This window comes from Streptosporangiales bacterium, from assembly GCA_009379825.1.
Taxonomy (GTDB): domain Bacteria; phylum Actinomycetota; class Actinomycetes; order Streptosporangiales; family WHST01; genus WHST01.
In genome coordinates, this window is the sequence record WHTA01000118.1 from 1 (window position 1) to 11,699 (window position 11,699).

At 72.9% G+C, this 11,699-nt stretch carries 12 protein-coding genes and 1 pseudogene; 7 read left to right on the forward strand and 6 right to left on the reverse strand.

Features of this window, described 5'->3' with window-relative positions:
- Positions 1-133: 133 nt before the first annotated feature.
- The 3 genes from GEV07_29120 to GEV07_29130 are packed head-to-tail and all read right to left on the reverse strand — an operon-like array spanning position 134 to position 3,290.
- Complete coding sequence (locus tag GEV07_29120; protein ID MQA06594.1) at positions 134-1,243, reverse strand: two-component sensor histidine kinase; 1,110 nt, start codon at positions 1,241-1,243, stop codon at positions 134-136.
- Positions 1,244-1,248: 5 nt separating this feature from the next.
- Complete coding sequence (locus GEV07_29125) at positions 1,249-1,968, reverse strand: response regulator (protein ID MQA06595.1); 720 nt, start codon at positions 1,966-1,968, stop codon at positions 1,249-1,251.
- An 11-nt stretch (positions 1,969-1,979) separates the two neighbouring features.
- On the reverse strand, positions 1,980-3,290 hold the full coding sequence (locus tag GEV07_29130) for a hypothetical protein (GenBank protein ID MQA06596.1): 1,311 nt from the start codon (positions 3,288-3,290) through the stop codon (positions 1,980-1,982).
- 134 nt (positions 3,291-3,424) lie between these two features.
- On the opposite strand from GEV07_29130, the gene GEV07_29135 reads away from it, so the two are divergent.
- The 6 genes and pseudogenes from GEV07_29135 (at position 3,425) to GEV07_29160 (ending at position 7,650) form a co-directional block, all read left to right on the forward strand.
- Positions 3,425-4,066, forward strand: a complete 642-nt coding sequence (locus GEV07_29135) for a glycosyltransferase (GenBank protein MQA06597.1) — start codon at positions 3,425-3,427, stop codon at positions 4,064-4,066.
- A 14-nt stretch (positions 4,067-4,080) separates the two neighbouring features.
- Positions 4,081-4,728, forward strand: a complete 648-nt coding sequence (locus tag GEV07_29140) for a DUF2064 domain-containing protein (GenBank protein ID MQA06598.1) — start codon at positions 4,081-4,083, stop codon at positions 4,726-4,728.
- Positions 4,725-5,345, forward strand: coding sequence for an SAM-dependent methyltransferase (locus tag GEV07_29145; protein MQA06599.1), 621 nt, complete (start codon positions 4,725-4,727; stop codon positions 5,343-5,345). The genes GEV07_29140 and GEV07_29145 overlap by 4 nt, the downstream gene beginning before the upstream one ends.
- Entirely contained in the window at positions 5,318-6,475 is a 1,158-nt protein-coding gene (locus GEV07_29150; protein ID MQA06600.1) for a molybdopterin-dependent oxidoreductase, read from the forward strand. Before GEV07_29145 ends, GEV07_29150 begins: the two co-directional genes overlap by 28 nt.
- Complete coding sequence (locus tag GEV07_29155) at positions 6,472-6,972, forward strand: hypothetical protein (GenBank protein MQA06601.1); 501 nt, start codon at positions 6,472-6,474, stop codon at positions 6,970-6,972. Before GEV07_29150 ends, GEV07_29155 begins: the two co-directional genes overlap by 4 nt.
- Positions 6,969-7,650, forward strand: a pseudogene (locus GEV07_29160) (DUF899 domain-containing protein). The gene GEV07_29155 and the pseudogene GEV07_29160 overlap by 4 nt, the downstream one beginning before the upstream one ends.
- On the opposite strand, the gene GEV07_29165 reads toward GEV07_29160, so the two are convergent.
- Positions 7,632-9,194 carry an FAD-dependent oxidoreductase gene (locus tag GEV07_29165; GenBank protein ID MQA06602.1) on the reverse strand — a complete coding sequence of 521 codons (1,563 nt, stop codon included), beginning with the start codon at positions 9,192-9,194 and terminating at the stop codon, positions 7,632-7,634. The pseudogene GEV07_29160 and the gene GEV07_29165 overlap by 19 nt on opposite strands.
- Positions 9,191-9,775, reverse strand: a complete 585-nt coding sequence (locus GEV07_29170) for a TetR family transcriptional regulator (protein MQA06603.1) — start codon at positions 9,773-9,775, stop codon at positions 9,191-9,193. Before GEV07_29170 ends, GEV07_29165 begins: the two co-directional genes overlap by 4 nt.
- Positions 9,776-9,792: 17 nt before the next feature.
- Between GEV07_29170 and GEV07_29175 the strand changes: the two genes are divergently transcribed.
- Positions 9,793-11,508, forward strand: coding sequence for an FAD-binding protein (locus tag GEV07_29175; protein MQA06604.1), 1,716 nt, complete (start codon positions 9,793-9,795; stop codon positions 11,506-11,508).
- A gap of 61 nt (positions 11,509-11,569) precedes the next feature.
- Here GEV07_29175 and GEV07_29180 read toward each other — a convergent pair.
- Positions 11,570-11,699 (reverse strand): transposase (locus GEV07_29180; GenBank protein ID MQA06605.1); only part of this gene is annotated, 130 nt, incomplete at its 5' end.

Here is an 11,699-nt window from a genome sequence, read left to right on the forward strand (position 1 = left end):
CACGTGATCGTCGACCACCACATACAGTGCTGTCAGGAGGGTGTTCAGTTCTTTGGTCACACATCGATCTTGAACACCCTCCGCCCCACGTCTCCGCAGCCGCGCCGACCACACCCTTCAAGGAATCACTCATCTAGGGCAGCGGGATGCGCACGACGAACTGACACCCGGAGCCGGCGTTTGCTACGCCGATCTCCCCTGAGTGTGCCTCCACGATGCCCCTGGCGATCGCCAGGCCGAGGCCGCCGCCGGCCTTGGTCGGCGTACGGGCCTGCTCACCGCGGAACGCCACGTCGAACACGTGCGGCAGGTCCCGTTCCGGGATGCCGCCGCAGGCGTCGTGCACGGCGACGTTGGCGGCGCCGTCCGCGACGTCGGCGGTCACCTCGATGGTGCCGTCCGACGGCGTATGCCTGATCGCGTTGACCAACAGGTTGCGCAACACCCGGCCCATGCCGTCCGCGTCGACCCGGATGGGGATGCCAGGCACGGCGTCGCCGACCACCCGCACGCCCTTGGCGTCCGCCACGGGGGTGACGCTGGCGACCGCGTCGGCGATCAGGTCGGCGAGACCGACCTGGTGCAGGCTGAGCCGCAGCGACCCGGAGTGGATGCGCGACAGCTCGAACAGGTCGTCGACCATCGCGGCGAGGCGATCGGCCTCCTGCCTGATCTGCGTGTGGTAGCGCGCGGCGGTCTCCGGCCCGTCGGTCACGTCGTCTTCGAGCGCCTCGGCCATCGCGCGGATGCCGGCCAACGGGGTACGCAGGTCGTGCGACATCCAGGCGACCAGGTTGCGCCGACTCGCCTCGAGCGCGGTCTCCCGTTGCCGCGCCCTGGTGAGCTTCTCGTCGGTGCTGGCGAGCTGTCGCGACACCCGTTCCAGCTCCGCGGGCAGGTCAGGCGGCGGCTGGTAGCCGGATCCGACGATCTGCGCCGCGTCGCCGAGCGCTCCCGTCGTGCTGGCGATCCTGCGCCCGAGCAGCCAGGCGGCCACCACACCCGCTGGGGCGGCGACGCCGAGCACCACCATGACGACGGTGAGGTCGTGCGTGTTGAGCAGCATGGCCAGCGCCACGACCACCACGCCCGCGAGCGTGGCCAGCACACTGCTGGCCGCCACCACCGCCTGCAGCAACTGCAACGAACGCCGCCGCAGCACGTACAGCAGCACAGCGCCGAGACCGGCGACGACTGCCGTGGCCGGCACCGCGTACGCGATCACCAGCAGCAGATCCTTCAGTGGCATCAGCTCTCGCCGCCTTGCGTCGCATCGGTGGGCTCGTACCGGTAGCCCACACCCCATACGGTGACGATCCTGGTGGGCATCGTCGGGTCGTCCTCGATCTTCTCCCGCAGCCGGCGTACGTGCACCGTCACCGTGGAGTGGTCGCCGAACGACCACCCCCAGACCTGGTCGAGCAGCTCGGCGCGGGTGAACGCCTGCCGCGGGTGGCTGAGCAGGTGCGCGAGCAGGTCGAACTCGCGGCTGGTGAGGGTGAGCAACGCGTCGCCGAGCCTGGCCTCGTGTGCGCCGACGTCGACGACGAGGCCGCCGTCGCGCAGCACCGCGGCCGGCTTCGGCGCCGTGCCGGCCTTCGCCCGCCGGAGCACCGACTGCACCCGCAGCACCAGCTCGCGCGCGCTGAACGGCTTCGTGACGTAGTCGTCGGCGCCGAGCTCGAGGCCCATCACCTTGTCGCTCTCGTCGCCGCGCGCGGTGAGCATGATGATCGGCACCTCGCGGCTGCGGCGCAGCTGCCGGCAGACCTCGTAACCGTCGATGCCTGGCAGCATCAGGTCGAGCACGACGAGGTCGGGCCGCTTGCTCTCGGCGAGCTGCAGCGCCTGCGCACCGTCGCGCGCCTGGTCGACGACGTGGCCGCTGCGTTCCAGGTACCTGGTGACGACCTCGGCGACCGTGGGGTCGTCGTCGACCACGAGGACGCGTCCCGCTGTCGTACCCATACGTACCCCCTTCACCACACCAGGTCGACGGTCGCCTGGACGAGCACGGCGACCGCGACCTGCGCGATCAACCAGACGCGGGGAGCCGACCGTATCTCACTGGTCGCCAACAGCACCCACGGTACGAACGGCAACCAGATCCGTTCGACCTCGAGCCGGGTGACACCGGAGACGTCGAGCACCGCGAGCGCCAGCAGCGCACTGCCCACCAACAGCCACAGCCGCCGCCCGCGCGCAACCGTGAGCGCGTAACCGGCGGCGGGCCCGGTGATCAACGCGAAGACGGCGAAGTTCGCCACCACCACGTACCAGTACGGCCGGTCCGAGCCGCGGCCTGACGCCCACCGCTCGTGCGTGGCGAGCGCACCGTCCGGCCACCAGAACCCGGCGCCGGTGAACGCCGCGAACACCAGCGCGGCACCGGCCACCGCACCGACGACCGCCGGTCGCGAGGGCCGCAACAACAGCACCGCGACGGCGACCGCGCCGAGCGTCAGCAGGCCGTAGCTGAGGAACGGGAGCGCGCCGAGCAGCACGCCGGCGCCGAGGCCGAGGGCCACCGAGTGCCGCACCGACGCCAGGGCGAACAGCGCGATGCCCCACGCGGCGACGCCGAGGAACATGGCGTCCGCGCTCGTCGCGACGGTGAGCGCAGACGGCGCGAGCACCAGGTACGGCGCGGCCACCCGCGCGCGGTCCTCGTCGAGCAGCAGCCTGGCCGTCACCAACACCGCAGCCACCCCGGACGACCCCAGGCCGATGCAGATGGCCGCGGCCGCAGGCAACGTCGGCAGGCCGAGCGCGTGCGGCAACCAGAACACCAACACCGGCAACGGTGGGTGCCCGGCGACGTGGGTGGGGTACGACGCGACGTCGTCCGCGAACCCACGCAGCCAACCGATCGGGTCGGAGCCGACCGCCTCCGCCACCACCAGGTACTCGCTGTCGTGGGTGAGCGGTTCGAGCAGCCAGAACGGCCCGTCCGACACAGCCAGCAGGACGGCCCACGCCGTCGCCGCCAACCAGCACGTCAGCAGCAGTCGGCGCCAGCGCATGGTCGACGCGAACCGCGGCAGCACGACGATCGCCGCGACCGCACCCGCGACCGCAGGCAACAGCTGCCAGCTGAAGGCCTCGTCGCGCAACCGGGCATGCAGCGGCGGCAGCTCGTCGATGGGCATCAGCCCACGCGCGCGGAGTGAGTGCCCGACCAGGAAGCAGCCGGCGACGAGCACGCACCAGCCGGCGACGGCGAGCACGGCTCTGCGCCGGGTCGCGGCCGGCGCAGCCGGCACGACGACGGCCTCCTGCACGGTGGGCATGGTGTCGAGCGTAGGAGCCGAGCACCCACAGGGCAGCCGCACAGCGACGACGTCACAAGCTCGTAAGGATCTTGGTCGACGTTGCCGCCTACGTTCGAGACGTGACCGAGAACGGACCAACGGACGCGGCGCCCATCGGTGTGGTGCTGCCGTGCCTGAACGAGGAAGCGGCCCTGCCATGGGTGCTGCAGCGGATGCCGGCCGGCTACCGGGCGATCGTCGCGGACAACGGCTCGACCGACCGCTCGCCGGACGTCGCACGCGAGCTCGGCGCGGACGTGGTGACCGTGCCGCAGCGCGGCTACGGTGCGGCCTGCCACGCCGGCGTCGTCGAGTGCCCGTACGACGTGGTCTGCGTGATGGACGCGGACGCCTCGCTCGACCCCACCGAGCTCAGCGCGGTGGCCGCGCCCGTCCTCGCGGGCGACGCCGACCTGGTGCTCGGCCGGCGCCGGGCTGCGCGGGGTGCATTCCCGCTACACGCACGGCTGGCCAACCGCGCGCTCGGCGCCGTCGTCTCCCGGCACGCGGGAGCGCGGTTGCACGACCTCGGGCCGATGCGGGCGTTCAGGCGCAGCAAGCTGCTCGACCTCGGCCTCGTGGACCGCAGGTTCGGCTATCCGCTCGAGCTCGTGGTGCGCGCCGCGCAGGCTGACTGGCGGATCGACGAGGTGCCAGTCTCGTACCTGCCGCGTGCCGGTCGGTCGAAGGTGACCGGAACAGTCCGCGGAACACTGCGCACGGTGCACGACATGAGCCGGGTGCTCGCCTGGTGACCGCGACGGAAGCGCTGCCCGTGCAGGTGCTCGTGCTCGCGAAGCGCCCGGTGGCTGGGCGGGTGAAGACCCGGCTGACGCCGCCGTACTCACCGGACCAGGCCACCACCCTGGCCGCTGCCGCGCTCGACGACACCCTCGACGTGGTGGCGGCGACGCCGGTCAGCCACCGGGTGTTGGCGTTCGACGGCGAGCCCGACGGGTGGCGCCGCACGTACTCGGTCGTCGAGCAATGCGGGGGCGGGCTCGACGACCGGCTGACCGCGGCCGTGCGCGACGCGTACGAGCTGCACGACCTGCCCGTACTGCTCGTCGGCATGGACACGCCGCAGCTGCGGCCCGACCTGCTGCACGAAGCGGCACGCCGGCTGCTGCAGCCGGGCGTCGATGCCGTGCTCGGCCCGGCGACCGACGGCGGCTTCTGGCTGGTGGGCCTGCGGCGGCCGCACCCACGGGCGTTCGCCGGCGTGCCCATGTCGCGGGCGTACACCTGCGACGCACAGCTGGCCCGGCTGCGCCAGCTGGGCCTGCGCGTGCGTCTGCTGCCGCAGTTGACCGACGTCGACGACGCGGCAAGCGCGCGGGCGGTCGCGGCTGCGGCGCCCGGCACCAGGTTCGCGTCCGTGCACGCGGCGCTCGCGGAACAGGAACTCGTCGGATGATCGGCGACCTCTACGGCGACTGCCTGCACAGCAGGCAGGAGACCTGGGTTGAGTACGACGACGGCAGCTCGGCCGAGCTCGCGGTGGACAGCTGGCTGGCGCTGCGCCCGGGTGACGAGGAGCTGCTCGACCGCTGCCTCGGGCCGACGCTGGACGTCGGCTGCGGTCCCGGCCGGTTCGTCACTGAGCTGGCCGCCCGCGGGCACGTAGCGCTCGGCATCGACGTCACCCCCGCGGCGGTGACGTTGACTGCACGCGCCGGCGGCTCCGTGCTGCTGCGCGACGTCTTCGACCCGGTGCCGGGCATCGGCAGGTGGCAGACGGTGCTGCTCGCCGACGGCAACATCGGCATCGGCGGCTCACCAACCACGCTGCTCGAACGGATCGCCGCTCTGGTCGCCCGCACCGGACGGGTGCTGGTCGAGACCGCGCCACCGGGCAGCGGCCTGCGTCGGCTGCGAGCGCGGCTGCGTACCGGCGAGAGGCGCAGCGCGTGGTTCGACTGGGCGACGGTCGGCCTCGACGCGCTGCCCGACCTCGCCGGCAGAGCGGGGTTCGCCGTCGCGGAGACGTGGACGGAGGGGGACCGATGGTTGGCGACGTTGTCCCGCGCGTGACCGACGAGCTGGCGCGGCTGTCCGGCCGGTTCACCAGCCGTACGAGGGACACCGGGCTCGCGGCACGGTTGGGCATCGCGCTCGGTGTGGCGTTCGGCCTGTGCTTCCTCACCGGGCTGGTGAGCCACTTCATGCAGCATCCGCTGCCGTGGTTGCCGTGGCCGGCCCGGCCGGTGTGGTTCTACCGGGTCACCCAGGGCGTACATGTGGTGACGGGCACCGCGCTGGTGCCGTTGCTGCTGGCGAAGTTCTGGGCCGTCTACCCGCGGCTGTTCACCTGGCCGCCGTTCCGTTCGCTCGCGCACGCGGCCGAGCGTGGCTTCGTGCTGCTGCTGGTCGTCGCCGCGCTGTTCCAAGTGAGCACGGGCCTGGCGAACATCGCGAGCTGGTATCCGTTCGGATTCTTCTTCACCACCGCGCACTACGCGGTGGCGTGGCTGCTCGCCGGCGCGCTGGTAGTGCACGTGGCGCACAAGTGGCGCACCACGCGCGACGCGCTACGGGTGCCGCTGCGCGACCCGGCGGACGCGTCGCTGAGCCGCCGCCAGTTCCTCACCGCGGCCGGCGTCACCAGCGGGCTGCTCGTCGCCGTGACGGCGGGGCAGACGGTGCCCGCCCTGCGGCCGCTCGGGCTGCTGGCCACCCGGCGCAGCGACGTCGGGCCGCAGGGCCTGCCGGTGAACCGCTCGGCGGTCGCGGCGGGCGTCACCGAGCTGGTGCACGCGCCCGACTACCGGCTGCGGGTGACCGGTGCCGTCGACCGGGAGCTGACGCTCGCCCTCGCCGGGCTGCGTGCCCTGCCACAGGTGAGCGCGCGACTGCCGATCACGTGCGTCGAGGGGTGGAGCGCGGACGCGACCTGGACCGGGATCAGACTGCGCGAGCTGCTCGACCGCGCGGGCGCGGCCCCTGGGGCGCGCGTACGCGTGGCGTCGCTGCAGCGCAAGGGCGGCTACCGGGAGTCGTACGTCGACCCGCCGCACGCCCGCGACCCGCTGACCCTGCTCGCACTGCGGGTGAACGGCGAGCCGCTCGCCGCCGACCACGGCTTCCCCTGCCGGCTGATCGCGCCGAACCGGCCAGGGGTGCTGCAGACCAAGTGGGTGACCGAGGTCGAGGTGCTGCCATGACGTCCACCACCGGTCGACCGAACCGGGTTGCGCTCGCGATCGCGTACGCCGCCGGCACCGCGCTGGCCGGGTACGGGGTCTGGCTGATGCTGACCACCCGCACGTCGCGCAAGCTGTTCGACGTGTTCTTGTGGTTGGCTGGCGCACTCGTCGTGCACGACGGCATCATCGCGCCGCTGGCCGTCGTGGTCGGGCTGGTCGTCGCACGCTTCGTGCCGGCCATGGTGCGGGCTCCGGTGCAGGCCGGGCTGTTCGCGAGCGGCGCGGTGACCGTCGCGGCAGCCTCGCTGGTGCTCGGCCTCGGCCGCAAGCCGGACAACCCGTCGCTGCTGCCGCTGCCCTACGGCCGCAACCTGCTGCTCGTCCTCGCGCTGATCTGGGCCACCGTGGCCGTGCTCGCCGGCGTAAAGCGAATCTTCCGGCGCACCGATGAGTTCGCCGACCGCGAGGAGTCGGTACCTCCGACCCGTCGGGAACGCACCTCGGAGGAAGCATGACCGCCAGCGCCCTACCACCCGTCGTCGACGCCGACACCTGGCAGCGCGAGCTCGACGCGCTCCGCGTACGCGAGAAGGCCGCGACCCGAGAGCTCGACGCGATCGCGGCGCAGCGCCGCCGGATGCCGATGGTCGAGATGCCGGACTACACCCTCGAAGGCGAGGACGGACCGGCTGGCCGACGTCTTCGGCGACAGGTCACAGCTGATCGTCTACAACCACATGTGGTTCCCCGGTGAGGAGTGGCAATGCGGGGGCTGCACCGGGTTCACGGCGCAGTTCACCCGGCTGGAGTTCCTGGACAACTACGACGCCAGGTTCGTCATCGTCACCCAAGGTCCGATCGACGAGGCACTCGCCTACAAACGGCGAGTCGGGAACCAGATGACCTGGTACTCCACGGCCAACAGCCCCTTCGGCACCGACGTCGGCGCGCCACCTGGAGGCGGGTTCGCCGTCAACGTCTTCCTGCGTGCCGACGACACCGTCTACCGCACCTGGCACACCGGTGGCCGCGGCACCGAGCAGCTCAGTCACACCTTCGCGCTGATCGACCTGTTGCCGTACGGCCGGCAGGAGGAGTGGCAGGACTCGCCCGCCGGCTGGCCGCAGACGCCCACGTACAGCGGGTGGACCGGTTCGCAGGACATCGCCGTGCTCTACGGCCCGGCCAGCTGAGCTCTGCTCGGTTGCAGCGCCAGCAGGTCGCGGGCCGCGGCGAGCACGCGCTCGCGGTCGGCCGGCACCAGGCCGACCCTGGTGCGGCGGTCGAGCAGGTCGTCCACGTCGAGCGCGCCCTCGTGCCGCATCGCATGGACGAGCTCGGCGCCGATCACCGGCACCCCGTCCGCTAGCGGCCGCAGCAGCGCCGGATCACCGGCTGCGGCCGCGACGACGCGGGTGGCCTCGGTGCCGTAGCGCTCCACCAGCCGCCGCGGCGCGTCGATGGCGTCGAGGGTGCTGGCTCCCGCCGCCCCGACGAGCGGGAGCCAGCTGGTGCGGCACTTGCCGCCGCGCAGCTTGCCGCTGCGTACGGCGGCGTCGACCGCGTCCTCGGCCATCCGGCGGTACGTCGTGAGCTTCCCGCCGGTGACGGTGACCAGGCCGTCGGTGCCCGTGACGACCGCGTGTTTCCTGGACAGGTCCGACGTGTTCGCGGCCACTGCGCTCGCGTCGGTCAGCAGCGGACGCAGGCCGGCGAACGTGCCCACCACGTCCTCGGTGCCGATCGGCACCTGCAGCACCTCGTTCACCGCGGCCACCAGGTCGCCGACCTCGCTGTCCGCGGGCCGCGGCACGTCCGGGATGTCGGTGCCCGCCTCCACGTCGGTGAGCCCGACCAGCGTGAGGCCGTCCGACCACGGCACGGTGATCAGGAACCGGCCGGGCTGACCGGGGAACGGCACGCTGACTGCCGCGCCCAGCGTGCCGAGCGCGCTTGACCGCACCACCAGGTGCGTGCCGCGGCTCGGCCGCAGCGCGACGTCGGTGCTCAGTGTCCCCGCCCACACGCCGGTCGCGTTGACCACCGCCCGCGCGGGCACGTCGAACTCGGCGCCGGTGCGCTCGTCGCGCAGCCTGGCACCAGCGCCGGTCAGCTGCAACGCACGGCAGCGGGTGACGATCCGCGCCCCGTACGCCGCCGCGGTGCGGGCGACGGTGACCACCAGCCGCGCGTCGTCGACCAGCTGGCCGTCCCACATCAGCAGCCCGCCGTCGAAGCCGCGCCGCAGCGCGGGCGCCAGCCGACCGGTCTCCACCCGGCCGAGCACCCGCGGCTTGGGCAGCGTGTCCCTGCTGGTGCCGGCCGCGACGCGCAGCGCGTCCGCCACGCCGCCGACGCCGATGTACTTCAGGTGGTCCTTCAGCCTGGTGCCGTACTCCGGCAGCAGCTGCGGCAGCGGGCGCACCAGGTGTGGCGCGACCTTGCCCATCAGGTGGCCGCGCTCGACGGCGCTCTCGTGCGCGATGCCCAGGTGGCCGTTGGCCAGGTAGCGCAGGCCGCCGTGCACCAGCTTGCTCGACCACCGGCTGGTGCCGAATGCCAGGTCGTGCGCCTCGACGAGCGCGACGGACAGCCCGCGGCTGGCGGCGTCGAGCGCCACGCCGACACCTGTGATCCCGCCGCCGACCACGAGCAGGTCGAGCGGCCGGCCGTGGGCCAGCTGCTCCAGGTCACGCTCCCGCCGCGCGGCGGACAGCGACGAGGTGTGTGTCGTCATGAGGGGGCCAGACTCGCATCCAGCACGTGTCCCAGCTCGCCGTACATCGCCTCCGCGTCGACGTCCGCGCTCAGCGCCACCCGCAGCGACAGCGTGTACGACTGCACCGTGAGGAGCATCGAGTACGCCATGGCCGTGCGGTCACCGCGGCGGATCGACCCGTCGGCGAACCCCTCGTCGAGCCAGCTGGTGAACTGCGCGACCGCCTGCTGCTGGGTGCTGCCGACCCGGTCGGTCAGGTACGGCAGCAGCAGCTCGGGGTCGACGTCGAGCACCTTCGCGAACAACGGGTTGCGGTGCAGCGCACGCACCGCGGCGACGGTGTGCGCGACGGCACGGGCCCGGGCCGTCGCCAGCGGCTCCTCGGCCCTGCTGGCCACGGCGAGCACGTGGCCGAACTCCCTGGTCATCAGGTCGGCGACAAGCGCCGAGACGTCCGGGTACCTGCGGTACAGGGTCATCCGGCTGGTGCCGGCGCGCCTGGCGATGTCGGTGAGCGTGGTGCGACGCACACCGACGGCGAGCACGCACTCCCGCGCCGCGTCGAGGACCCGGTCGGTGCTGTGACGTATGGTCGGCACATGTCACACTGTAGCGCATGAGCAGTAGCGAGTTCGGTCCCGACGAACCCCCGCAGGCACCGCGTGACGACGCAGGCGACGAGGGTGACCAACCTGCCGGGGTGCGCATACCCAGGGCGAACGTCCGCTGGGAGCACGCCGACGCGCCTCCCAGGCTGAGCCGAGCGCGGCTGCGGCTGCTGCGCCGCCGGCTGGAGGTGTCCGCGAGCACGGCCGAGCACGCCCCAGAGGCCGCCGGCGAGGTCGAGGTGCCGCCGAGCCGCCTCGAAGCCGGCACGGTGCGCGCCCTCGCCGCGGTGGTGGGCGCCGAGCACGTCACCACCGACGCCGCGGAGCGGTTCGCCCACGCCGGCGGGATGAGCTACGCGGACCTGCTGCGCCGCAGGGAGGCCGCTGCGGTCGCCGCGCCGGACGCCGTCGTGCGGCCGGCGAGCCACGGCGAGGTGCTCGAGGTGCTCCGGGTGTGCGAGCGCGAGGAGCTGGCCGTCGTGCCGTACGGCGGTGGCACGAGCGTGGTCGGCGGCGTCGGGGTGCCGACGCGGCCGAACGTCACCGTCGAGTTCGGCCGACTGGCCGAGCTGGTGGAGGTGGACGAGACGTCGCAGACCGCCACCATGCAGCCCGGCCTGACCGGCCCAGAGGCCGAGCGGCTGCTCGCCGAACGCGGCTACACCCTCGGCCACTTCCCGCAGTCGTGGGAGCGGTCGACCGTCGGCGGGTGGGTGGTGACCAGGTCGGCCGGGCAGCTGTCCACCGGCATGGGGCGCATCGACGACCTCGTCGTCGCGATGCGGGTCGCCACCCCGCGCGGCACGCTGACCGTCGGGCACGGCCCGCGGTCGGCGGCCGGCCCGGACCTGCGTGAGCTGTTCCTCGGCTCCGAGGGCGCGCTCGGCCTGCTCACCGAGGTGACGTTGCGGGTGCGCCCGGTGCCGAGCGTCCGCCGCTACCTGGGCTGGTCGTTCCGCGACCTCGCCAGCGGGCTGGCCGCCTGCCGCACGCTGCGGCAGGCGGGCATCGCGCCGGACGTGCTGCGGCTGTCCGACGAGGAGGAGACCGAGGTGACCTTCCAGCTCGCCGGGCGTGCGGGCACCGCCATGCGGGGCTACCAGCGGCTGCGCCGGCAGTCCGGCGGCTGCCTGCTGATCACCGGCTGGGAGGGCACGTCGGAGGCGATCGAGCGGTCCAGGCAGCGGCACGCGAGCGCACTCGTCAAGGCCGCAGGCGGCGTACCGCTCGGCGCGAAGGTGGGCGCGGCGTGGCACGAGAGCAGGTACGACGCACCGCACCTGCGCGACGCCCTCCTCGACGTCGGCGTGCTGGCAGAGACGCTGGAGACCGCGACCAGCTGGACCGCGCTGCCCGAGCTGCACGAGGCGGTGACCAGCACGGTCCGCCGGGTGCTGACCGACCTGGGCACCCCGCCGATCGTCATGGCGCACGTCTCGCACGCGTACCCGACGGGTGCCTCGCTGTACGTCACGGTGTTGGCCAAGCGCCTCGACGACGACCCGGTCGAGCAGTGGTGGGCGGCCAAGCGCGCCGCCGGCGACGTGATCGCCGAGCACGGCGCCACGATCACCCACCACCACGCCGTCGGCACCGACCACCTACCGTGGCTGACCGACGAGATCGGCCAACTGGGCGTGGACATCCTCACCGCGGTCAAGCACACGGTGGACCCAGCCGGCATCCTCAACCCAGGCGTCCTCGTACCACCGGCCGAGGACTGACCGCCACCACGGCAACAGCACCCGCGCCGCAGCCGTCGCCGCGGCCAGCAAGTGTCCCGCGTCAAGGAGTTGGCAGGATTTCCTTGACTTGAAAGGTCGGGATCTTCGGGTCGGCCAGGCCCAGGTGCACCTCCTTGGGCCGGTTGAAGGCGATGGCCTCGTGTGGCCTGATCGCGTTGTACTCGATGCGG